This window comes from Micromonospora sp. NBC_01796 (genome assembly GCF_035917455.1).
Taxonomy (GTDB): Bacteria; Actinomycetota; Actinomycetes; order Mycobacteriales; family Micromonosporaceae; genus Micromonospora_G.
Map to the genome: position 1 here is coordinate 1,323,022 of NZ_CP109078.1, position 21,653 is coordinate 1,344,674.

General features: G+C 70.4%; 23 protein-coding genes and 1 riboswitch. Of the genes, 11 read left to right on the top strand and 12 right to left on the bottom strand.

Annotation, left to right across the window (positions count from 1 at the left end; genetic code table 11):
* Position 1 precedes the first annotated feature (1 nt).
* Positions 2-358, top strand: a complete 357-nt coding sequence (locus tag OIE47_RS06105) for a hypothetical protein (RefSeq protein ID WP_326560510.1) — start codon at positions 2-4, stop codon at positions 356-358.
* Between the two features lie 46 nt (positions 359-404).
* Here the strand turns inward: OIE47_RS06105 and serA are convergent, their stop codons facing one another.
* The 5 genes from serA to OIE47_RS06130 all read right to left on the bottom strand — a co-directional run bounded on the left by serA (position 405) and on the right by OIE47_RS06130 (position 8,367).
* Complete coding sequence (gene serA, locus OIE47_RS06110) at positions 405-2,003, bottom strand: phosphoglycerate dehydrogenase (protein WP_326560511.1); 1,599 nt, start codon at positions 2,001-2,003, stop codon at positions 405-407.
* A gap of 208 nt (positions 2,004-2,211) precedes the next feature.
* Positions 2,212-3,225 carry a ketol-acid reductoisomerase gene (gene ilvC, locus OIE47_RS06115; RefSeq protein ID WP_326560512.1) on the bottom strand — a complete coding sequence of 338 codons (1,014 nt, stop codon included), beginning with the start codon at positions 3,223-3,225 and terminating at the stop codon, positions 2,212-2,214.
* A 42-nt stretch (positions 3,226-3,267) separates the two neighbouring features.
* Positions 3,268-3,783, bottom strand: coding sequence for an acetolactate synthase small subunit (gene ilvN / locus OIE47_RS06120; RefSeq protein ID WP_326560513.1), 516 nt, complete (start codon positions 3,781-3,783; stop codon positions 3,268-3,270).
* Positions 3,784-3,811: 28 nt separating this feature from the next.
* The gene (locus tag OIE47_RS06125; RefSeq protein WP_326560514.1) at positions 3,812-5,803 is read right to left on the bottom strand and encodes an acetolactate synthase large subunit; all 1,992 of its coding nucleotides are present in this window, start codon (positions 5,801-5,803) and stop codon (positions 3,812-3,814) included.
* A gap of 260 nt (positions 5,804-6,063) precedes the next feature.
* Positions 6,064-8,367, bottom strand: a complete 2,304-nt coding sequence (locus OIE47_RS06130; RefSeq protein WP_326560515.1) for a putative bifunctional diguanylate cyclase/phosphodiesterase — start codon at positions 8,365-8,367, stop codon at positions 6,064-6,066.
* A gap of 44 nt (positions 8,368-8,411) precedes the next feature.
* Between OIE47_RS06130 and OIE47_RS06135 the strand changes: the two genes are divergently transcribed.
* From OIE47_RS06135 to OIE47_RS06145, 3 genes are all read left to right on the top strand, one after another.
* Positions 8,412-8,558 (top strand): hypothetical protein, encoded by a 147-nt coding sequence (locus OIE47_RS06135; protein WP_326560516.1) that lies wholly within the window; start codon positions 8,412-8,414, stop codon positions 8,556-8,558.
* 10 nt (positions 8,559-8,568) lie between these two features.
* Positions 8,569-10,416 (top strand): dihydroxy-acid dehydratase, encoded by a 1,848-nt coding sequence (gene ilvD, locus OIE47_RS06140; RefSeq protein ID WP_326560517.1) that lies wholly within the window; start codon positions 8,569-8,571, stop codon positions 10,414-10,416.
* 213 nt (positions 10,417-10,629) lie between these two features.
* A complete protein-coding gene (locus tag OIE47_RS06145) occupies positions 10,630-11,064 on the top strand; it encodes a DUF5980 family protein (protein WP_326560518.1) in 435 nt (144 codons plus the stop codon).
* Between the two features lie 230 nt (positions 11,065-11,294).
* Here OIE47_RS06145 and OIE47_RS06150 read toward each other — a convergent pair whose 3' ends face one another.
* The gene (locus OIE47_RS06150) at positions 11,295-11,933 is read right to left on the bottom strand and encodes a hypothetical protein (protein WP_326560519.1); all 639 of its coding nucleotides are present in this window, start codon (positions 11,931-11,933) and stop codon (positions 11,295-11,297) included.
* A gap of 104 nt (positions 11,934-12,037) precedes the next feature.
* Here OIE47_RS06150 and OIE47_RS06155 point away from each other — a divergent pair, with 104 nt between their 5' ends.
* Genes OIE47_RS06155 through OIE47_RS06165 form a run of 3 tightly spaced genes read left to right on the top strand, consistent with a single transcriptional unit; the run spans position 12,038 to position 13,199 of the window.
* Positions 12,038-12,385, top strand: coding sequence for an ArsR/SmtB family transcription factor (locus OIE47_RS06155; protein ID WP_326560520.1), 348 nt, complete (start codon positions 12,038-12,040; stop codon positions 12,383-12,385).
* Entirely contained in the window at positions 12,382-12,846 is a 465-nt protein-coding gene (locus OIE47_RS06160) for an SRPBCC family protein (protein ID WP_326560521.1), read from the top strand. Before OIE47_RS06155 ends, OIE47_RS06160 begins: the two co-directional genes overlap by 4 nt.
* Positions 12,843-13,199, top strand: coding sequence for a nuclear transport factor 2 family protein (locus OIE47_RS06165; RefSeq protein ID WP_326560522.1), 357 nt, complete (start codon positions 12,843-12,845; stop codon positions 13,197-13,199). The genes OIE47_RS06160 and OIE47_RS06165 overlap by 4 nt, the downstream gene beginning before the upstream one ends.
* A gap of 6 nt (positions 13,200-13,205) precedes the next feature.
* On the opposite strand, the gene OIE47_RS06170 is transcribed toward OIE47_RS06165, so the two are convergent.
* The 3 genes from OIE47_RS06170 to OIE47_RS06180 all read right to left on the bottom strand — a co-directional run bounded on the left by OIE47_RS06170 (position 13,206) and on the right by OIE47_RS06180 (position 15,014).
* On the bottom strand, positions 13,206-13,814 hold the full coding sequence (locus OIE47_RS06170) for a class I SAM-dependent DNA methyltransferase (protein WP_326560523.1): 609 nt from the start codon (positions 13,812-13,814) through the stop codon (positions 13,206-13,208).
* A gap of 25 nt (positions 13,815-13,839) precedes the next feature.
* Positions 13,840-14,283, bottom strand: a complete 444-nt coding sequence (locus OIE47_RS06175; RefSeq protein ID WP_326560524.1) for a nuclear transport factor 2 family protein — start codon at positions 14,281-14,283, stop codon at positions 13,840-13,842.
* A gap of 143 nt (positions 14,284-14,426) precedes the next feature.
* On the bottom strand, positions 14,427-15,014 hold the full coding sequence (locus tag OIE47_RS06180; RefSeq protein WP_326560525.1) for a TetR/AcrR family transcriptional regulator: 588 nt from the start codon (positions 15,012-15,014) through the stop codon (positions 14,427-14,429).
* A gap of 70 nt (positions 15,015-15,084) precedes the next feature.
* Here OIE47_RS06180 and OIE47_RS06185 point away from each other — a divergent pair, with 70 nt between their 5' ends.
* Complete coding sequence (locus OIE47_RS06185; RefSeq protein ID WP_326560526.1) at positions 15,085-15,909, top strand: class I SAM-dependent methyltransferase; 825 nt, start codon at positions 15,085-15,087, stop codon at positions 15,907-15,909.
* 62 nt (positions 15,910-15,971) lie between these two features.
* A riboswitch (ZMP/ZTP riboswitch) is annotated at positions 15,972-16,056 on the top strand.
* A 29-nt stretch (positions 16,057-16,085) separates the two neighbouring features.
* Positions 16,086-17,186 (top strand): phosphoribosylaminoimidazolecarboxamide formyltransferase, encoded by a 1,101-nt coding sequence (locus OIE47_RS06190; RefSeq protein WP_326560527.1) that lies wholly within the window; start codon positions 16,086-16,088, stop codon positions 17,184-17,186.
* A gap of 139 nt (positions 17,187-17,325) precedes the next feature.
* Here the strand turns inward: OIE47_RS06190 and OIE47_RS06195 are convergent, their stop codons facing one another.
* A complete protein-coding gene (locus OIE47_RS06195; RefSeq protein ID WP_326560528.1) occupies positions 17,326-18,075 on the bottom strand; it encodes an SDR family oxidoreductase in 750 nt (249 codons plus the stop codon).
* Between the two features lie 109 nt (positions 18,076-18,184).
* Here OIE47_RS06195 and OIE47_RS06200 point away from each other — a divergent pair, with 109 nt between their 5' ends.
* Both OIE47_RS06200 and OIE47_RS06205 read left to right on the top strand, forming a co-directional pair.
* On the top strand, positions 18,185-18,793 hold the full coding sequence (locus tag OIE47_RS06200; RefSeq protein ID WP_326560529.1) for a TetR/AcrR family transcriptional regulator: 609 nt from the start codon (positions 18,185-18,187) through the stop codon (positions 18,791-18,793).
* Positions 18,794-18,942: 149 nt separating this feature from the next.
* On the top strand, positions 18,943-19,935 hold the full coding sequence (locus OIE47_RS06205; RefSeq protein ID WP_326560530.1) for a MerR family transcriptional regulator: 993 nt from the start codon (positions 18,943-18,945) through the stop codon (positions 19,933-19,935).
* Between the two features lie 24 nt (positions 19,936-19,959).
* Here OIE47_RS06205 and OIE47_RS06210 read toward each other — a convergent pair whose 3' ends face one another.
* Together OIE47_RS06210 and OIE47_RS06215 are read right to left on the bottom strand one after the other, a co-directional pair.
* Positions 19,960-21,198: an RNA polymerase sigma factor gene (locus OIE47_RS06210; protein WP_326560531.1), complete on the bottom strand. Its 1,239-nt coding sequence runs from the start codon at positions 21,196-21,198 to the stop codon at positions 19,960-19,962.
* A gap of 64 nt (positions 21,199-21,262) precedes the next feature.
* Entirely contained in the window at positions 21,263-21,634 is a 372-nt protein-coding gene (locus OIE47_RS06215) for a YciI family protein (RefSeq protein WP_326560532.1), read from the bottom strand.
* Positions 21,635-21,653: the final 19 nt, after the last annotated feature.

The window sequence follows — 21,653 nt, forward strand, 5'->3', positions numbered from 1 at the left end:
CGTGAGTTTCGATCTGGTTGTGTGGGCCCTGGAGCACGGGGCCACGTCAGCGGATGTGCGGGCGGCCCATGCGCGGTGCCGTCAGGGTCAGCACGTCCAGGGTGCGCCGCAGCCCCGGCTGGTCATGTTCCACCGGGCGCTCATGGCGATATACCCGGACCGGGTCGCCGCACCCGCCTCGCCCTGGGAGGTGGTTCCGCTGCACCTCGCTGCGGACCACATCGAAATGCGACTCAGTCCCAGTTGCGACGACGCGGTGCTACTCCTGATCGAGCGGCTGGCCGGCGAACACAGCCTGCTGCTGCTCGATCCCCAGGACGGCTCGGTCTATCCACCACCGCATACGGTGATCCGTTAACCCGCCGGGGCTCGGCCACGGCCGAGCCCCGGCGGGCCCAGTCTCACTACTCCTCGCGCAGGTCGGCGACGCTGGCCGCGACCGCCCCGATCGAGTCGGCCGCCGAGGTGAGCAGCTCCGCGCCGACCGGCGAGTCCACGGTCAGCGTCATCAACGCCTCACCCCCGGCCTCCCGCCGCGCCACCTGCATCGCCGCGATGTTCACCCCGGCCTCGCCGAGGATCGAGCCGACCAGACCCACCACGCCCGGCCGGTCGGCGTACCGGAGGAAGAGCAGGATGCCCTCGGCACCCAGCTCCAGGTCGAACCCGTCGACCTCGGTCAGCTTGAAGACGTCCCGGGTGGCGGTGCTGCTCACGGTCCCGGAAACGGTGACCGCGCGGCCGTCCGGCAGCGCACCGGCCAACGTCACCAGATTCGGGTGGTCGATCGTCTCCTCGTGCGTGGTCAGCACCACCTCGACGCCGCGCTCCGCCGCGATGTGCGGGGCGTTGACGTACGTGACCTGCTCGGAGACGACCGAGGCGAACAGACCCTTGGTGGCGGCCAGCTTCAACACCGAGACCTCGTTGGTGACGATCTCACCGCGTACCTCGACGGTGACGCTGGCGGCGACCCCACCGGCGACCGCGGTGAAGACCTTGCCCAGCCGCTCGGCCAGCGGCAACAACGGCCGTACGTCCTCGGCCACCACCCCACCGGCCTGCACGTTCACCGCGTCCGGTACGAACTCCCCCTGCAACGCGAGCTTGACACTGCGCGCCACCGCCAGACCGGCCTTGTCCTGCGCCTCCACGGTGGAGGCGCCCAGGTGCGGGGTGGCCACCACGTTGTCGAACGCGAACAGCGGCGACGCCGTACACGGTTCCTTGCTGTAGACGTCGATGCCGGCGCCACCCACCCTGCCCTCGGCGATCGCGTCGGCGAGAGCCTGCTCGTCGACCAGGCCACCGCGCGCGGCGTTGACGATCCGTACGCCGGGCTTGACCATCGCCAGTTCCTTCTCCCCGATCAGCCCCACCGTCTCCGGCGTCTTCGGCAGATGGATGGAGATGAAGTCGCTCTCCCGGAGCAACTCCTCCAGGCTCACCAGCCGGACCCCGAGCTGGGCCGCCCGCGCCGGCTGGATGTACGGGTCGTACGCGATCAGCTTCGTCCCGAACGCGGCGATCCGGGCGGCGAACAGCACCCCGATCCGGCCCAGCCCGACCACCCCCACGGTCTTGCCCTGGATCTCGACACCGGTGTAGCGGGACCGCTTCCACTCCCCCGCCTTCAGCGCGGCGCTGGCGCTGGCGGTGTTGCGGGCCACGGCCAGCAGCAACGCGATCGCCTGCTCGGCGGCGGAGACGATGTTCGAGGTGGGTGCGTTGACCACCATCACCCCTCGGGCGGTGGCGGCGGGGACCTCCACGTTGTCCAGTCCGACCCCGGCGCGGGCGACCACCTTGAGCCGGGGTGCGGCGGCGACCGCCTCCCGGTCGATCTGGGTGGCGCTGCGCACGATGACGGCGTCGGCCGAGCCCAGCGCGGCGAGCAGGGCGGACCGGTCGGTGCCGTCGACGTGTCGTACGTCGAAGTCGTGGGCGAGTACGTCGATGGCGGCGGGGGCGAGTTCTTCGGCGATCAGTACGACAGGCTTCATGCGTCCTCTTGTCGTCGAGACGATCGGCTGCGGCGGGCCGCGCCACCACTCGCGTTACGTGGCGGAAACATCGGTCCTCAGCGATCGTAAACGCGCGATGACCTGCCAGGGAACGACACAACGCCCCCGGTGGTGGATTTCCACACACCGGGGGCGCCGGGTCCCACATGTTGCGCGGCCCTGCCGGGCCGTCGGATCGGCCGGAGGGTCAGGCCGTCTCGGTGAGCGGGCGGTCGACCCAGCTCATCATCCCGCGCAGCTTCTTGCCGGTCTCCTCGATCGGGTGCGCCGCACCCTCGGCCCGCCACTTGTTGAAGTTCGGCCGGCCGGCGTCGTCCTCGGCGATCCACTCGCGAGCGAACTCACCGGACTGGATCTCGCCGAGGATCTTGCGCATCTCGTCCTTGACCCGGGAGTCGATGACGCGCGGGCCGCGCGAGTAGTCGCCGTACTCGGCGGTGTCGGAGACGCTGTAGCGCTGCCGGGCGATGCCGCCCTCGTACATCAGGTCGACGATCAGCTTCAGCTCGTGCAGGCACTCGAAGTACGCGATCTCCGGGGCGTAACCCGCCTCGGTCAGCACCTCGAAACCGGTCTGGACCAGCGCCGACGCGCCACCGCAGAGGACCGCCTGCTCGCCGAAGAGGTCGGTCTCGGTCTCCTCCTTGAAGGTGGTCCGGATCGCACCCGCCCGGGTGCCACCGATCCCCTTCGCGTACGCGAGAGCGAGGGCCAGCGCCGTACCGGTGGCGTCCTGCTCGACCGCGACCAGCACCGGCACACCCTTGCCGTCGACGTACTGGCGGCGGACCAGGTGACCCGGACCCTTCGGCGCGACCATCGCCACGTCGACGTTGGCCGGCGGGGTGATGAAGCCGTACCGGATGTTGAGTCCGTGGCCGAAGAAGAGCGCCTTGCCCTCGGTCAGGTTCGGCTCGATCGCCTCGGTGTAGAGCGTGCGCTGCGCGGTGTCCGGCGCGAGCACCATGATCACGTCCGCCTCGGCCGACGCCTGCGCCGGGGTCAGCACCCGCAGGCCCTGCTCCTCGGCCTTGACCCGGCTCTTGGAGCCCTCCGGCAGACCGATCACGACGTCGACACCCGAGTCGCGCAGGGACAGCGCGTGGGCGTGGCCCTGGCTGCCGTACCCCAGCACGGCGACCTTCTTGTCCTGGATCAGACCCAGGTCGGCGTCGTCGTCGTAGTAAATCTCGATGCTCATGACTTCCCTTTCATGCGGCGCCCGATGGCCGGGCCACCGGACCTAAGCGGCACGCAACGCCGAACCGGTGGTGATCGAACGCGACCCGCGCCCGATGGCCACCAGACCGGACTGCACCATTTCCTTGATTCCGAACGGTTCCAGGTCGCGCAGGAGCGCGTCCAGCTTGTCGGGCGTACCGGTCGCCTCGATGGTGAGGGTGTCCGGCGCCACGTCGACCACCCGGGCCCGGAACAGGTTCACCGTCTCCAGCACCTGGGCCCGGGCGGCCCGGTCGGCCCGCACCTTCACCAGCACCAGTTCCCGGGCGACCGACACGCCCGGATCCAGTTCGACGATCTTCAGTACGTTGACCAGCTTGTTGAGCTGCTTGGTCACCTGCTCCAGGGGTGAGGAGTCGGCGTTGACCACGATGGTGATCCGGGAGACGTCCGGGTTCTCGGTCTCCCCGACCGCCAGGGAGTCGATGTTGAAGCTGCGCCGGGAGAAGAGGCCGCTGACCCGGGCCAGCACGCCGGGCTTGTTCTCCACCAGCACGGAGAGCGTGTGGATGGTCATGTCGTACTCCGCTTCACTGGTCGGCGCTTCACAGGTCGTCGTCTTCGAAGGCGGGGCGGACACCCCGGGCGAACATGATCTCGTCGTTGCTCGTGCCGGCGGCGACCATCGGCCAGACCATCGCGTCCTTGCCGACCACGAAGTCGATCACGACGGGTGCGTCGTTGATCGCCATCGCCGCCTCGATGGTCTTGTCCACGTCGGCGGCGGTCTCGCAGCGCAGGCCGATGCAGCCGAGCGCCTCGGCGAGCTTCACGAAGTCCGGGATCCGGTGCTTGTGGGTGCCGAGGTCGGTGTTGGAGTAACGCTCCCCGTAGAACAGGGTCTGCCACTGCCGGACCATGCCCAGGTTGCCGTTGTTGATGATGGCGACCTTGATCGGGATGCCCTCCAGGGCGCAGGTCGCCAGCTCCTGGTTGGTCATCTGGAAGCAGCCGTCGCCGTCCACCGCCCAGACCATCGTGTCCGGCCGACCGACCTTGGCCCCCATCGCCGCCGGCACCGAGTAGCCCATGGTGCCCAGGCCACCGGAGTTCAGCCAGGTGTTCGGCTTCTCGTACGAGATGAACTGCGCCGCCCACATCTGATGCTGGCCGACACCGGCCACGTAGATGGCGTCCGGACCGGCCAGCTCACCCAGGCGCTTGATCACGTACTGCGGGGCGAGGGTGCCGTCGGAGGGCTCGTCGTAGCCGAGCGGGTAACGCTCGCGCAGGTCGTTGAGCTGCGCCCACCAGTCGGTACGGTCACCGGCCACCCGGCTGCTCGTACCGGGCTGCCGCTCGACCGGGCCGGCGGCGCGGACCGCGTCGATCAGCTCGTCGATCACGTGCCGGGCGTCGCCGACGATCGGGACGTCCGCGGCCCGGTTCTTGCCGATCTCGGCCGGGTCGATGTCGGCGTGCACGATCGCCGCGCCGGGGGCGAAGGAGTCGAGCTTCCCGGTCACCCGGTCGTCGAACCGAGCGCCGAGGGCCACGATCAGGTCGGCCTTCTGGAGCCCGTACACGGCCGCGACGGTGCCGTGCATGCCCGGCATGCCCAGGTGCTGCGGGTGCGAGTCCGGGAACGCGCCACGGGCCATCAGCGTGGTGACCACCGGGATCCCGGTCAGTTCCGCGAGCCGGAGCAGCCCCTCGGTGGCACCGGCCTTGAGCACACCGCCGCCGACGTAGAGGACAGGGCGGCGGGCGGCGGCGATCAGCCGGGCAGCCTCGCGGATCTGCTTGCCGTGCGGGTGCAGGGTCGGCCGGTAGCCGGGCAGGTCCAGGGTGGGCGGCCAGGAGAAGGTGGTCTGCGCCTGGAGCACGTCCTTGGGGATGTCGACCAGGACCGGGCCGGGACGGCCGGTGGCGGCGAGGTGGAACGCCTCGGCCAGCACCCTCGGGATCTCCTCCGGGGTCTGGACCAGGAAGTTGTGCTTGGTGATCGGCAGCGTGATGCCCTGGATGTCGGCTTCCTGGAACGCGTCCGTACCGATCGACGGGCGGGCCACCTGACCGGTGATCGCGACCATCGGCACCGAGTCCATGTAGGCGTCGGCGATCGGGGTGACCAGGTTGGTCGCCCCCGGGCCGGAGGTGGCGATGCAGACCCCGACCTTGCCGGTGGCCTGGGCGTAACCGGTCGCCGCGTGGCCGGCGCCCTGCTCGTGCCGGACCAGGATGTGCCGCACGGACGAATCGTAGAGCGGGTCGTACGCGGGCAGGATCGCGCCACCGGGGATGCCGAACGCGACGTCCACTCCGAGCGCCTCGAGCGACTTGACCAGCGATCCCGCGCCGGTGACCGGCACCGGGGCCACCGGCCGGGCGGGTCCGGGGACCGGGCCTGGCAGCGGGGCCGCGTCGGCGCCGTCACCGGCCGGTCGGCCGCGCCGGGCCTGGTCGGCCGGGCCACCCTCGACACCGCCGGACCGGGTACGCCGGTTGAACTGGTCGGCTGTTTCGGTTACCGCCTCGGTGCTCGGCCGAGTTCGGCGGGCGGTGTGGGCGAGTGTCTCTGGCGTGGGTCTCGTCATAGCGATTCAGGCCTTTAACTCAGATCGGTGTTGTCAGCGTTGGCGCGTTGCGGAGGAAGTCCGCCCGATGAGGGGGAACCCGCCTGCCGGTCGCCCGCTCACATGGGCTGGGCGCTCCGGCCGAGGTTGGGAACCCGCCTCGATGACTGGGAGTTGACCAATAAAAACGGCCCTCGTGCAGATGCACGGGGCCAGCGCACTCTCCAACTCGAGAGTGCGCTCAGGTAAGTACTCGAAACGACCTGGTCGACGACATGGGGCTAAGCCTGACGCATCTCATGCGATGAGTCAACTGATCCCAGATTCTGGGCAGACCGGTTGCGCGGGGCGGGCACCGCCCGCGCTCCGGGCGAGGTCGCGGCATCGAGCATCGCCTCCAGGTGCTCGGCCGGAACCCCCCATCCGAAGAGCTGTCCCTGACCGAACCGGCACCCCGCCTCGACCACCGCAGCCAGCTCCAACGGGTTGGTCACCCCCTCGGCGATCACCTCCAGGCCGAGCTGGTGGCCGAGCCGCATCACCACGTCGACCATGGGGGCGAAGACCCGCCGCTCGCCCTCGCCCGGGGGTCGGATCGGCTCCTGCTCGGCGACCAGACTGTGGTCGATCTTCAGGATGTCGATCGGCAGCTTGCGCAACTGTCCCAGCGACGAGTACCCGGCGCCGAAGTCGTCCAGGGCGATCCGTACGCCGGTGGCCCGGAGGGCGGCGAGCCGGCGGATCAGCTCGTCCAGGTCGGTCGCCACCGCGTGCTCGGTGACCTCCAGGACCAGCCGCTGCGGCGGCACCCGGTGCGCCCGCAGCGCCTCGGCCACCTGCACCACGTACTCCGGGGCGTGCAGCTCCCTCGGGGACACGTTCACCGACAACCAGACGTCGTGCCCGTCCGCCAGCCAGATCGACAACTGGTGGCAGGCCTGGTGCAGCACCCAGGAGCCGAGCGGGGCGATCATGCCGCACTCCTCCGCCAGCGGAATGAACTCGTCCGGCCGGACACTGCCCAGCTCCGGGTGGTACCAGCGCAGCAGCGCCTCCGCGCCGACCGGGCGTACCGACGGGACCGCCACCACCGGCTGGAAGACGAGGTGCAGCTCGTTGCGCTCGATCGCGCCGCGCATCTCGTGTTCCAGGGTGGTCCGGCGGCGCAGCAGGTGGTCGTAGGCGACGTCGTAACGCTCGACCCGGTTCTTGCCCCGCTGCTTGGCGTAGCGCAGGGCCAGGTCGGCGTTGCGCAGCAGCGTCTCCACCTCCGGGGCGCTGGACTGGGCCGCCACCCCGACGCTGACCGAGACGAAGATCCGCCCGGCCGGGTGGTCGTAGGGGCGGCCGAGGATGCCCAGCAGCCGCTCGGCGACCCGCTGGGCCTCCGGGGGCCGGGCCCACATCAGCACCGCGAACTCGTCCCCGCCGAGCCGGGCCGCCAGGTCGCCGGGGCGCAGGTTGAGCCGCAGCCGCTGGGCGACCTCGGCCAGGACCGCGTCCCCGACGTCGTGACCGTGCAGGTCGTTCACGTTCTTGAAACCATCAAGATCAAGGCCCAGGAGTACGCACGGCGCCGCCGACGCCGAACCCTGTTGCAGGGCACGCAGCAGTCCCCGGCGGTTGGCCAGCCCGGTCAACGGGTCGGTGTGCGCCAACTCCCGGAAGTGCGCCTCCCGCTCGGCCAGCCGCCGCGCGTACGCCCGTACGTCGCGCAGGGCCAGCGACTGCCTGGCCACCAGGGCGAAGCCCTCCACGCTGCCGGAGACGATCCCGAGCACGGTGAAGTCGCCCATCCGGAGCAGGTGGTACATGGCGGAGACGGCCATCGCGAGCATCGGGAGGAAGGCGTACCCGGTGCCGTTGCGGATCAGGTCGGCGTCGACCTCCCCGGCCCGCTCGGTGGTCCGCCCGCCGAGGAAGATCAGGAGGAAGCCGACCGGCAGTACGGCCGCACCGGTCAGCGCGACCACCGGACCCGCCTGGCAGATCCCGACCGCCAGCCCGAGTCCCGCCAATCCGACCAGGGTCACCCCGGACCCGATCAGGACCAGCTCGCGACGCGGGCGGGGGGACCGGACGCCGACGACGAAGGTGAGCCCGATCGCCCCGGCGGCGGTCGCGGAGGCGAGCAGGATGGCCGGGCAGGCCCGTGGGGTCCAGTCACCGAGCAGCCGGGTCGGCTCGGCGGCGAGCACCCACCCGACGAACCAGAGCGCCGCGCCGATCACCAGCCCGTCCAGCACCAGCCGCAGTGCCGCGGACCGGGTACGGGCGACCCCGGGCAGCCGCAGCAACCCGGCGCAGAGCACCAGCCCGCTGGCCGCCAGCCCGACCGCGACCACGGTGGCGAGTGTCATCCGCTGGTGCTGGTGGTGGCTCCAGTGCCCGGCCATCCCGATGATGCCGACGAGGCCGGTGACCGCCGTCAGGGTGGCCAGCACGACGCCCGACGCCAGCAGCAGGTGCGCCCGGCGCCGGTCGCCGGTACGCCGGAGCGTCGAGAAGATCAACACTGACGTACCCGCGATCGCCGCGAGCCCACTCGCCACCGCGCCGACCACCACGCCAGAGGGGAGTTGCACGCATCCACTGTGCCGGATACGGGCCGTCCCGTGGGGGACGGGGTGTGCAGGATCGACCAGCCGGACGTACCGGATCCACCAGCGGCGACCCGCCCGGTGGCCTGCGGACCGCCCGCCCGGAGTCCCGTCCGGGCATCCCGCGTTCTGGACGCGCCCCCGCCGAGCGGGCCGGTACGGCACCGACGGTGTAACACTGGTGCAATGCCTGACCTGCGGTCCAAGACCTCCACTCATGGCCGGACGATGGCCGGGGCCCGTGCACTCTGGCGCGCCACCGGGATGACCGACGACGACTTCGGCAAGCCGATCGTGGCCATCGCCAACAGTTTCACCCAGTTCGTACCCGGTCACGTACACCTCAAGGACCTCGGTGGCCTGGTGGCGGACTCGGTGGCCGAGGCCGGCGGGGTCGGCCGGGAGTTCAACACGATCGCCGTGGACGACGGGATCGCGATGGGCCACGGCGGCATGCTCTACTCGCTGCCGAGCCGCGAGTTGATCGCCGACGCGGTCGAGTACATGGTCAACGCGCACTGCGCGGACGCCCTGGTCTGCATCTCGAACTGCGACAAGATCACCCCCGGCATGCTGCTGGCCGCGCTCCGGCTCAACATCCCCACCGTCTTCGTCTCCGGCGGCCCGATGGAGGCCGGCAAGACGATCGCGATCGAGGGGATCGTGCACGACAAGATCGACCTGATCGACGCCATGATCGCCTCGTCCAACGACGCGGTCACCGACGCCCAGCTCGGCGAGATCGAGCGCTCCGCCTGCCCGACCTGCGGCTCCTGCTCCGGCATGTTCACCGCCAACTCGATGAACTGCCTCACCGAGGCGATCGGGCTGGCCCTGCCGGGCAACGGCTCGACCCTGGCCACCCACGCCGCGCGCAAGGCGCTGTTCGAGGAGGCCGGCCGGACCATCGTGGAGATCTCCAAGCGCTGGTACGACGGCGACGACGACTCCGTACTCCCCCGCTCGGTCGCCTCCCGCGCCGCCTTCGACAACGCGGTCGCCCTCGACGTGGCCATGGGCGGCTCGACCAACACGGTCCTGCACCTGCTCGCCGCCGCCCGCGAAGCCGAGCTTGACTTCACCGTCGCGGACATCGACGCCATCTCCCGCCGGGTCCCCTGCCTGGCCAAGGTCGCCCCGAACTCCCCGAAGTACCACATGGAGGACGTGCACCGGGCCGGCGGCATCCCCGCGATCATGGGCGAGCTGGACCGCGCCGGCCTGCTCCACCGGGACGTGCACGCGGTGCACTCCCCCACCCTCGACCAGTGGCTCGCCGACTGGGACATCCGGGGCGGCAGCCCCACCCCCGAGGCGGTCGAGCTGTTCCACGCCGCCCCCGGCGGGGTCCGTACCACCGAGGCGTTCTCCACCACCAACCGGTGGGCGACCCTGGACACCGACGCCGCCGACGGTTGCCTGCGCGACCGGGAGCACGCGTACACGGTCGACGGCGGGCTGGCCATCCTGCACGGCAACCTGGCCCCGGAGGGATCCGTGGTCAAGACCGCCGGTGTCCCGGCCGACCGACTCAGCTTCCGTGGCCCGGCCAAGGTGTACGAGTCCCAGGACGACGCGGTCACCGCGATCCTCGCCAAGGAGGTCGTCGCCGGTGACGTCGTGGTGATCCGGTACGAGGGCCCGAAGGGCGGGCCGGGCATGCAGGAGATGCTCTACCCCACCTCGTTCCTCAAGGGACGCGGCCTCGGCCGCGACTGCGCCCTGATCACCGACGGCCGGTTCTCCGGCGGCACCTCCGGCCTCTCCATCGGGCACATCTCCCCCGAGGCGGCCGGCGGTGGCCTGATCGCCCTGGTCGAGCCCGGCGACGAGATCGTCATCGACATTCCGACCCGGTCGATCGAGCTGAACGTGCCGGCCGAGGTGCTGGACGCCCGGCGGGTCGCCCAGGAGAAGCGCGACAAGCCGTACACCCCGGTCGACCGGCAGCGCCCGGTGTCGGCCGCGCTCCGGGCGTACGCCTCGATGGCGACCTCGGCCAGCGACGGCGCGTACCGCCGCGTCCCGGAGTAGCCCGCACGAAGCAGTAGGACGAAGAACCGGCCCGGACCGCGATGGTCCGGGCCGGTCTCTGTCCCAGTCATCGGTACGGCCAAGGAAATGCTGCGAGCGAGGACCTACCGATGTCTCTGAAATTCGACTGAGATTCGTCGCCTAATTTGTTGCGGTGCCAGGTACGGCTACCCACTTCCCAGGGGGTTGGTTGTGAAATCGACGCACCGTAGCGTGAGATTGGCGCTCGGCCTGACAATCGGGCTGGCGCTGGCACTGTTCAGCGGGCCACCGGCTGCGGCAGCGGGCGGCGCCACCTCGGCGACGTACGACGCCGCCCCGGTCACCTGGAAACTCCTCGACTACCAGCAGGCGATCTGTGTCGACACCAGGTACGGCCGAAGCACGTACTTCCTGATCGTGATCCAGGGAAGCTGGTCGGCACCCATCGAGGTCACCGCGCGGGAGCTGCCCGCCGGCTCGACAGCCGGCACGCCCCACGCGTTCATTCCACCCGGATCGAATGACGACCACAACGTGCTCACCCTGGTCCCGGTGGTCGTACCGCCGACCCCGATCGGGGTCTACGGCGCGGTGCTGTGGGCGTCGGACGCGGTCGAGACGCAGACCGTCCCGATCACGATTCGGGTGCAGGAACGCTGCCCGTAGCAGGCGTATCGACAGTCGTCGTGCACCGGGTGAGGGGCGACTATTCGACTGGGCCGCGATCCCGGGTGGGATCGCGGCCCAGCGTCCGCCAACCAGTAGCCGCAACTACCCGTAGTGGGATGCTATTCGCTCGCCCTGGCCGAGACGAGCTCCCCGTACGACCCGGCATCCATTGCCAGCAACGCGTCTGGTGCCGGTGGGCGGTGGCGGTGGCTCGTTTCTCCAGGGCGTCAGTTCAGCAGGCGCTGGGCCCAGTAGACCTGGCCGTCCGGCCCGACGTTGATCAGGGCGACCAGGAGGTCGGTGACCGCGACGGGTGCGGTCGCGACGGCCTGCTCGGGTGGCGTGCCCCGGCGGGCCGGATGCAGCACGACAACGAGTGTCACCGGTGACGCGTCGACAGAGGACACCGTGACGGCGCTGCCGGCGCTCCAGAACGACCCATTGACCTCGCGCTTGCCGATGCCCTGGAGCCATGGATAGCGCTTCTCGGCGCGGTCCAGGGATCCGTCCGAGCCTGCGCCGACAGCGTCCGGCCGCGCCGCTGTCACGTTGATGAAGCCGGGCATCAGGCGGGTGCGCTTGTCCAGCACCACGATGCGGAACGAGCCGTCGACCTGGGGTTCGGGGGGCCGTACCCAGGTAACTCGGCCGAGGACGATCTGGTCGCCCGCACCGGCCTGCTCCACCTGGGCCGGGCTGATCGCGGCGTCCGCGGTGACCTGGTCGACCAGGCTCAGGGTCGCGGTGGCGGCCAGCGCCTCCGGACCGTACGGCGGCCGGTTGTGCCACCACCGCCAGCCGGCAACGCCTCCGACCGCGACGAGCAGCACCACCACTCCGACGATCGAACCAGCCCGCCGCCCCATGGTTGGCAGTAGAGCACATCACCACCATCGATCGACGTCCCGCGAGACCTCGTTCTTCACAAACGATGGCTTGCACAAATGGATGTTTGCGTTAGGGTGGAGCCGTGCTCACCTCGCTCGTGGCCCCCGGGCCGGACCTCGACTCGACCTTCGCGGCCCTCGGAGACCCTGTCCGTCGCGCCCTGGTGACTCGTCTCGCCCAAGGTGACGCCACGGTGGGCGAGCTTGCCGAGCCGTTCGACCTGACCCCGCAGGCGATCTCGCACCACATCGGTGTCCTGCGACGATGTGGCCTGGTGGAGCAGCGACGCGAGGGCACCAAACGCCCCTGCCGGCTGAGGATCGACCAGCTCTCGCTGCTCCGTACGTGGATCGACGACCAGCGCCGCGCCTGGGACGACCGGCTCGACGCCCTCGAACAGCACCTCACCGACGACGGAGCAGCCCGTTGACCAGAGCAGAACTCCGCGGCGACGAGCTGACCGCCGAGCGGCACCTTCCGGCGGAGCCCGAACGTGTCTGGGCCGCCTTCGTCTCGCCGGCAAGCATCGCGGCGTTCTGGGGCGGCTCGCACGCCACAGTCCCCGCCGAGTCCGTGGCCGTCGACCTGCGTCCCGGCGGAGAGTTCGCGCTCGACACCCGCGCCCCGGACGGCGCAACCCGCCGGCTCCGGTTCGTCTACGTGAGCATCGACGCGCCGCACGAGCTCGTGTTCGACGAACCCGTCACCGGCCTCCGTACGACGATCACCGTCCGTCCCGCCGGCGACGGCACGGACCTCACCGTCCACCAGCGTCGACTTCCCCCTGAGCTGCGAACGGCCCAGGCAGCCGACGGGCTCGCCTCGATCCTCGACGCCCTCGCCACACACCTGTCGAACCACCGGACCGCACCGGTACGGAGAACGCCATGACCCCGACGACCCAACGCGACCTCGTGGCGGAGTACTTCGCCGGTTTCCGGACCAGTGACCACCCGCGCATCCTGGCGACCCTCACCGACGACGTGGAGTGGGTCATCCACGGCCACCGGACCACCCGCGGCAGAGCTGAGTTCGACGGCGAGATCGAGAATCCGGCGTTCACCGGCAGCCCCGAACTCGACGTCCAGCGTGTCTACGAGGACGGGCCGGTGGTCGTGACCACGGGCGAGGGCCGGGGCGTCAGCGTCGAGCAGGGGTCGTTCCGCTTCGCCTTCAACGACCTGTTCACCTTCCGGGACGGGCTCATCGCCCGCGTCGACTCGTACGTCGTCCCGCTGCCCTGAGGCGGCTCACCGTTTCGTCGCGGTGGCCGCGATCGCGGCGTGCGGCCGATGAGTTCCATCGGCGGGCCGTTGCGCCCGCCCGACTTCCTCGAAGCCCGCTTCCCTCAGCCGCGCGGAGAACTCGTCAACGGGCCAGCGGTACGCCGTCACCACCTTGTGGTCGAAGGCGCCAACCTCGTCGCCGTCGAAGAAACCGACCACCAACGTACCGGCCGGGGTCATCGCTCGCCGGAACTCGGCGAGCACGCCGTCGAGGTCCCCTGGCGGCAGATGGATCAACGAATACCAGCCCAGGATGCCGCTGACGGAGTGGTCCGCGACGTCGAGATTGTCCATCGAGCCGAGCTGGAACTCGCTGTCCGGGTGGGCAGCCTTGGCATGGGCGACGAACTCGGGAACCATGTCGATCCCCCTCGCGTCGATGCCCAGCGAGCGGAGGTAACCGGTGAAGTGGCCGGGCCCGCAGCCCAGATCGAGCACCACACCGGGCTGGCTCGACAGGTGGTCCCCGATGAAGGCGAGGTCGTCGGGGTGCGCCTGCTGGACCGTACCGAACAACTCGATGTAAAGGTCCGCGACCGAGGCGTACGCCTGCCGTACCTGCTCCGATGTCATCGCGCGACTATAGGTCCCGAACCGGTTACTCCGCTGTGGCGGTGTCCGGGGCGGTGGGGCTGACGTGTGCCGCGATCAGGCGCCACCCCTTGTCCCCGTCGAGGATCCAGGTGCGCGTGTAGCGGACCCGGGCGAGGAACGGGTCACCGGCGATGGTGCCCTCCAGCGTGCCGAGGAACCAGGTCACCCCGGTGCCGCCGACGACGAGCACCGCCAGGTCCTCCTCCTCCACCCGGGTCATCGACTGCCGACCCGACCGGTGTACGTCCAGGTCGTCCTGCTTGGAGTACAGGGCGCCGTCCGGTCCGGTGAACACGAGCCGGTCGTCGATCAGCCGGTCCAGCGCCGCGACATCCGAGGCGAGTTGGGCCTGCTGTAGCCGTCGTTCGGCCGCGCGCAACGCGTCGACCTCATCGGAACCCGCGCCGGTGCCGGCGGCGTGGTCCAACGACTGGCCCATCTGAGACATCGACCGACCCCCAGGCTGACTGGACGAAGCATGTACGACCATCCTGTCATGCCGCGATCTACGCGTTAGGCACGGCCTGACAGGCCGCTGGACCGTTCTCGCGCTCGTGGCTGCCTGCGCCGAGTCCAGGTGTGGGATCGCGGTTACCGCAGGGCGCTGGCCAGGACGGTGGTCACGACCCTGTGGACGGCCGCAGGCTCTGGGGGGCTGTCCTTCCGCTCGGTGAACAGCAACTGCGCGGCGCCGATCAGGGTGGGCGCGAGCGTCTCGACGTCGGCGCCGGACTCGATCCGGCCATGGTCGCGCTCGGCCGTCAGGTATCCGGCGACCATGGCCGTGCCCTCGCCGACGAGGGGGAACCGGGCGGTGCCGGCGGCACGCAGCCTCGCGCGCAGCTCGTCACGGGCGATGACAAGGACCACGATCGCCACCATGACCGGCTCGAAGAGGTCCATCAGGGCACGAGTCAGGTTGTCGGCGACGGTGCCGGTCCCGGCCTCGTCCCGCAGGGCCGTGGCCTGAGCTTCGACCCGGGCGATGCGTTCCAGCACCAGTTCGGCGAGGAAGACGTCGAAGTCGGCGAAGTGTCGATGCAGCACCCCCTTGGCGACGCCCGCCTCCGTGGTGACCGCCCGACCGGTAAGGCCGGTGACGCCGTCTCGGATCAGCACCCGCACGGCGGCGTCGAAGAGTTGTCGGCGTGGGTCCTGTAGCGCTACGCCGGTGGGCAACGGCTACCCCCTTTCCCTTGTTGAGCGCGCGCGATTGCCGAAGTGGGCGAGCGCCCACTAGAGTGGGCGCATGGTCACTATACCGTCCTCACCTGGGCCGGAACCGCACCTGCACCGCCGGATGGCGGAGTCGTTCGGGGTCGACCCCGAGCGGTACGACCGGAACCGGCCCCCGTACCCCGACGCCGTGATCGAGCGGATCGTGGCCGCCAGCCCCGGCACCGACTTCCTCGATGTCGGCTGCGGCACCGGCATCGAAGCGCGCCAGTTCCTGGCCGCCGGCCGCACCGTGCTCGGCGTCGAGGCCGGCGCCCGGATGGCCGACTTCGCTCGGGCGACCGGCATCGAGGTCGAGGTCGCGACCTTCGAGGCGTGGGAGCCCACCGGGCGCACCTTCGACGCGGTCGTCTCCGGTACCGCCTGGCACTGGGTCGACCCGATCGCGGGCGCGGCGAAGGCGGCCCGGATCCTGCGGCCCGGTGGCCTACTGGCACCCTTCGGACACGTGTACCAGCTTCCGCCCACCGTGGCGGACGCCCTCGCCACGGCGTACCGACGGGCAGCCCCCGATTCGCCGATCAACTTCAACGCGCGGCCGGCGGGCTCGATCCTGGACGCGTACCGGGCGCTGTACGCCAGGGCCGCGGACGGGATCCGCGAGGCGGGCGGGTTCGACGAGCCCGAGCTGTGGCGGTACGACTGGGAGCGCTCGTACACCCGCGGCGAACTCCTGGACCTGGTGCCGACCTCGGGCGGGCTCACCAGTCTGCCGCCGGACCGGGTGGCGGAGGTGCTGGCGGCCGTGGGCACGGCGGTTGACGAGTTGGGCGGCACCGTGACGCTGGCGTACGCCACCTGGGGCCTCACCGCGATCCGGACCCGCACCCAGCCCTGAGCGAGGGCGCCCTCGGCGTTCAGCTACGTCGGCCGCGCCGTCAGCGCAGCCGGGTAGGCTGCTCAGGGGCCGCTACTGGCGAGGGTGGAGCACCACCGGGGAACCGGCCGCATTGCGCGTGTGGCGCCGTCCGCCTGGGCGCTTCCGGAAGCAGATGTCCTGCGATCGGAGGCACCATGAACCTGCGTTACGGCATGAACCCGCACCAGCGCCCGGCGACCGCGACACCGGTCGATCCGACCCGCCGACCCTTCCGGCTCCTCCACGGCGATCCGTCCTACATCAACATCCTTGACGCCGCCGCCGCTTGGCAACTCGTTCGTGAGGCTGCGAACGCCCTGGGTCGGCCCGTCGCGGCTTCCTTCAAACACGTCTCACCAGCCGGAGCTGCGGCGGCGGGTCCGATCGACGCCGTCATGGCGCGGACGTACGGGCTGGAGCCGACGACGATCGGGGCGTTGACCAGCGCATACGTACGCACCCGGGACGCCGACCCGAAAAGCTCGTACGGCGACTTCGTCGCGGTGTCGGAGACCGTCGACGCGGAACTCGCCGACCTGCTGCGCCGGGTGGTCTCGGACGGCATCGTCGCCCCGGGTTACGAGCCTGGAGTCGTGTCCGTGTTGTCGGCGAAGAAAGGAGGCCGCTTCCTCGTGGTGGAAGCCGACCCGGACTTTCAGCCACCGTTGACGGAGACTCGCGATGTCTACGGCCTGCGGCTCACCCAGCCACGAGACGACGTCCCGCTGACCCGCGAAATGTTGTCAGACCCGCAGTTGCCCGCTTCGGCCGTGGACGACCTGCTGCTCGGCCTCATCGTTGTCAGGTACACCCAGTCGAACTCCGTGGCGTACCTTCGCGATGGGATGACCCTGGGGATCGGTGCCGGTCAACAGTCACGGGTGGACTGCACTCAGCTCGCCGGCGCCAAGGTCGACACCTGGTGGTTGCGTCGCCACCCGAGCATTCAGGCGCTCGACGTGGACGCCAACACCAAAATTCAAGATCACGTCAATGAGCAGATCCGCCGGACCGCCGTGGAAGGCGAACCTCTCGACTCCGCCGACCGGACCCGGTGGCTGCGGAGGCTGGATCAGGTGGCGTTCGTCTCCGACGGCGCGCTCCCGTTCGCCGACAACGTCGAACAGGCCAAACGGCACGGCGTCCGGTACATCGCCGAGCCGGGTGACTCCATCCGATCCGCAGACGTGCTCGCCGAATGTCAGCGACAGGGCATCACCCTTGTGCGTACCGGCGTTCGCCTGTTTCGCCATTGACCTCCTCCGCGTAACGGCACGGCGGACAGCGAGGCGAGCGCCGCACCGGGTCGTCGGGCAGCCGCCCCACCGACGTTCCGCCAGAATGTGGCGGCGGCCCGACGACCCGTACGACCTACACCACCGCCGACTTCCCGGTTCAGATCTGGTTGAGTCCGCCGTCGGCGAACAGTTCGGCGCCGGTGACGAAGCTGGCCTGGTCGGAGGCGAGGAAGAGGACCGCGTTCGCGATCTCGGCCGGCTGGGCCATCCGGCCCAGCGGTACCGACCCGGCGAGGTAGCCCCTGAGCTGTACGGCCTGTTCCTCGTTGGGGGCCAGGCCGGTGATGCCGGGGGTGTCGGTCGGGCCGGGGATGATCGTGTTGACCCGGACCGCGCGTCCGCGCAGTTCGTTGGCCCAGGTACGGGCGAACGAGCGGATGGCGGCCTTGGATGCGGCGTAGACACCGAACGCCTCGGCGCCGCTGGTGGCGGCGGTGGAGCCGCTGAGGATGATCGACGCACCGTCGTTGAGCAGCGGCAACGCCTTCTGCACGGTGAACACGGTTCCCTTGACGTTGGTGTCGAAGGTCTGGTCGAAGTGCTCCTCGGTCACCTGCTCCAGGGAGGCGAACTCTCCCCCACCCGCGTTGGCGAACAGTACGTCCACCCGGCGGCCCTGCTGCGCCACCGCTTCGTACAGGCGGTCGAGGTCGGCCAGGTCGGACACGTCGCCGGCCACTGCGGTGACGTCGCCGTCGATCTGCGCGACGGCCGCGTCGAGGTGCTCCTTGCGGCGTCCGGTGACGAAGACGTGAGCGCCCTCGGTGGCGAACCGTCGAGCCACGGCGAGGCCGATGCCGCTCGTGGCCCCGGTCACGACCGCGGTCTTGCCAGTCAGTTGTCCCATCGGAGTTCCTTCCAGGGGTTTCTTCGGTACCGATCGGTACTGAAGTCGACCGTAGCACGTCCCGGCCGACTTGTGTACCGATCGGTCCCGAGCGGGCTACCATGGCTGCATGAGCACCACCCAGCCAACCTCCATCGGCCGACCCCGTGGCTTCGACGCCGACCGGGCACTCGACCGCGCCCTGGAGATCTTCTGGCGGCAGGGCTACGAGGGCGCCTCGCTCCACGACCTCACCGAGGCCATGGGAATCAACAAAACAAGCATGTACGCCGCATTCGGCAACAAACGGGATCTTTTCGACAAGGCGCTCGCCCGGTACGCCGAGATCGACATGGCGTACGCCCGTACCGCGCTCGCCGAACCCACGGCCCGGCAGGTCGCCGAGACCTTTCTCCGCGAAAACGCCAAGGCGGTGACCACCCCCGGACGTCCCGCCGGGTGCTTCTCCATCCAGGGCGGCCTGGCCTGCGGCCCGGCGAACGCCGACGTGACCGCGACCCTGGCCCGCGCCCGCAAGGCGGGAGAACTGGCGATGCGTGACCGGTTCCAGCGTGCGGTCGACGAGGGTGACCTACCCGCCGCCAACAGCCCGGACGACCTGGCCCGTTACATCATGACCGTGTCCGAGGGGCTGGCCGTGCACGCCTCGGCCGGCGCCACCCAGCAGGACCTGGAACGCGTGGTCGAACTGGCCCTACGCGTCGTACCCGGCCAGTAGGACGACGGTCACCAACGGTTCGTCGCGGGGTTGACGGTCGCGTTCGTGACGCTCGCGCTGGCCCCGCAGCTCGCCGGCTACTGAACGATGACCGCCGGCCCGAGTGGGGGCTTGCATCTCAAGCCGCTTGAGATCGCATAGTGGTCGTCGTGGACATGAACGAGCTGTACCCCATCGGGGATGTCGCCCGGCGGACGGGCCTGAGCGTCAGCGCCGTCCGGTACTACGCGGACGCCGGTGTCGTCACGCCGGCCGCCAGCACCCCGGCCGGCCACCGCCTGTACGACGTGTCGGCCATCGCCCGGCTGGAACTGGTACGGACGCTGCGGGAACTCGAAGCCGGCCTGGACGAGATCCGGCGGGTGCTGGCCGGCGAGGCGACACTGCGCGAGCTGGCCGCCACCCACCTGGCCCTGCTGGCACGGCAGGAGGCACGGCTGCGGAGCCGCCGCGCGGTGCTGTCGGTCATCCTCCGGCAGGACTCCACTGCCGAGCAGGTCACGCTGATGCACAAGCTGGTCGGCATGCCGGACGAGGAACGCGACCGGCTGATCGACGAGTTCTGGACCGAGGTCACCACCGGCTGGGAGGCACCGGAGCGGATGGTCGAGTGGTGGCGGGCGGCCCGCCCGGAGCTGCCCGAACAACCCACCGCGGCCCAGTTGGAGGCGTGGATCGAGCTGGCCGAACTGGTCCGGGACACCGAGGTCCGGCAGGCCGTACGCCGTGAGCTGTACGAGGCGTGCACCACCGGGGCCGGGCCGCTGATGACCTCGTCGCCGATGCTGGACACCCTGGAAGCGGGCGCGGCGATCGCCCAGCCGGTGATGGACGCGGCGCGGGAGCAGGTGCCGCCGGACTCGCCCAGGGGGCGGGAGATCGCCGACCAGTGGATCGGGTGGCTGACCGGCATCTTCGCGACCCCGGACAGCCCCGGGATGCCGGACACGCCAGAGTTCCGGATCCAGACAGCCGACCACATGCTGGAGGGCGCGGAGTGGGACCGCACCCCGCCGGACCCGGAGGACCCGTTCGACCGGTACATGGAGCTGGTCACCGCCGTGAACAACGTGCCGCCGGAGCGATTTCCGTACGAGTGGCTGGCCGCGGCCCTGCGCGCGTCCGCCGTACCGACTCCCTGATCGCGGTCGCCGGCCGGCGATCGGTCAGCCGAGGCGGTGGGCTCGGCGTTGGAGGTATCGCTGTTCGACCTGGTTCTGGGTCAGGGCGGCTGCTTCGCGGAACCGCGCCGCCGCGCAGGTCGTGTCACCGGTCATTTCGAGCAGATGTGCGCGGATCGCGCGTTCGCGTTGCCGGGTCAGTGGGTTCTCGTCCAGGTGGTGGCTCCGGTTGAGGTCGTGGAGCAGGGCCAGTCCTCGGGCCGGCCCGTACGCGTGCGCGACCGCGACCACCCGGCTCAGGCGTACCGGCGCGGTCGGACTGAGCCGTTCCAGTCCCAGGTACAGGGCCGCGATCTGGGGCCAGTCCGTCTGGTCCGGCGACGCGGCCGCGGCGTGCACGGCCGCGATCGCCGCCTGTAGCTGGTACGTGCCGACCTCGCGCCGCCGCCAGACGCTGTCGATGAGGTCGGCGCCCTCGCGGATCAGCTCGGGATCCCACCGTGTCCGGTCCTGCTCGTCCAGCGGCACCAACTCGTCGCCGTCGGTACGGGCAGCGCGTCGCGACTCGGTGAGCAGCATCAGGGCGAGCAGCCCGGTCACCTCCGGGTCGTCCGGCAGGGAGTCGTGGAGCATCCGGGTCAGCCGGATTGCCTCGCGGGTCAGGTCCACACGGGTGAGTTCGTCTCCGGTGGAGGCGGTGTAGCCCTCGTTGAAGATCAGGTAGAGCACCTGCATGACGGCGTTCATCCGGCTGTCGCGGTCGGCGTCGGTCGGCGGGGTGAACCTGGCTCCGGCGCGGGCCAGTTGCTGCTTGGCTCGGCTGATCCGGGCGCCCATGGTGTTCTCGGTCGTCCCGTGCGCGTGTGCGATCTCCGTGGTGGTCAGGCCGCCGACTGCGCGGAGCGTGAGCGCCACCTGGGAGGTGGGGCTCAGCGTGGGGTGACAGCACAGCAGCAGGAGGGTGAGGCTGTCGTCGGTCTCCAGCGCGGGATCTGCCTGGCGGGTCGGGTCCCGCATCGCCAGCTCGCTCATGCCGGCGTGCCGCTCGCGGCGGCGCCGGGCCTGATCGGTGCGGAGCAGGTCGACCATCCGCCGGTACCCGATCCGGATCAGCCAGCTGCGCGGGTTGTCCGGCACGCCGTCCGTCGGCCACGCCCGGCTCGCGACGAGCAGTGCCTCCTGTACCGCGTCCTCGGCGATGTCGAAGTGGCCGAAGCGCCGCACCAGCGCACCGAGGACCTGCGGTGCCTCGGTACGCAGCAGGTGCTCGACGTCCGGTGTCACGCCGGTGCTGCCGTTCGTGTGCCCGCCGGGCCTGCCGCCGTCCGATGACGCCGGATGCGGCGGGTCATGTCGCGAAGTCCGCGCCCATGATCGGGCGGATCTCCATCGGCTCGCCCAGCACCTCGACCATCCGCGAGACGATCTCGACGGCGCGCTCCTGGTTGTCCACGTCGATCACCGCGAAGCTGGCCAGGACCTCCTTGAGCTCGACGAACGGGCCGTCGGTCGCCACCACGCCGGTCGGTGTCCTGCGGACCGTGGTGCTGACTGCCGGGTGACCGAGTCCCTCGCTGCTGACGAACTCGCCGGTCTCGATCAGCTCCTGTTCGAACCGCTGGTACGCGGCGAACGCGGCCAGCGCCTCCTCGGACGGGGTGTCGGCGGTCGCGGCGTCCCAGGCGGCGGCCGGCGTGTAGCTGAGCAGCAGATACTTCACAGTTGTCCTCGTGTTCGCG

Coding starts and splice junctions, on each gene's coding strand:
- serA (WP_326560511.1), bottom strand. CDS start 2,003: ATGAAGCCTGTCGTACTGATCGCCGAAGAACTCGCCCCCGCCGCCATC.
- ilvC (WP_326560512.1), bottom strand. CDS start 3,225: ATGAGCATCGAGATTTACTACGACGACGACGCCGACCTGGGTCTGATC.
- ilvN (WP_326560513.1), bottom strand. CDS start 3,783: ATGACCATCCACACGCTCTCCGTGCTGGTGGAGAACAAGCCCGGCGTG.
- OIE47_RS06125 (WP_326560514.1), bottom strand. CDS start 5,803: ATGACGAGACCCACGCCAGAGACACTCGCCCACACCGCCCGCCGAACT.
- ilvD (WP_326560517.1), top strand. CDS start 8,569: ATGCCTGACCTGCGGTCCAAGACCTCCACTCATGGCCGGACGATGGCC.
- OIE47_RS06150 (WP_326560519.1), bottom strand. CDS start 11,933: ATGGGGCGGCGGGCTGGTTCGATCGTCGGAGTGGTGGTGCTGCTCGTC.
- OIE47_RS06165 (WP_326560522.1), top strand. CDS start 12,843: ATGACCCCGACGACCCAACGCGACCTCGTGGCGGAGTACTTCGCCGGT.
- OIE47_RS06170 (WP_326560523.1), bottom strand. CDS start 13,814: ATGACATCGGAGCAGGTACGGCAGGCGTACGCCTCGGTCGCGGACCTT.
- OIE47_RS06175 (WP_326560524.1), bottom strand. CDS start 14,283: ATGTCTCAGATGGGCCAGTCGTTGGACCACGCCGCCGGCACCGGCGCG.
- OIE47_RS06185 (WP_326560526.1), top strand. CDS start 15,085: ATGGTCACTATACCGTCCTCACCTGGGCCGGAACCGCACCTGCACCGC.
- OIE47_RS06190 (WP_326560527.1), top strand. CDS start 16,086: ATGAACCTGCGTTACGGCATGAACCCGCACCAGCGCCCGGCGACCGCG.
- OIE47_RS06195 (WP_326560528.1), bottom strand. CDS start 18,075: ATGGGACAACTGACTGGCAAGACCGCGGTCGTGACCGGGGCCACGAGC.
- OIE47_RS06200 (WP_326560529.1), top strand. CDS start 18,185: ATGAGCACCACCCAGCCAACCTCCATCGGCCGACCCCGTGGCTTCGAC.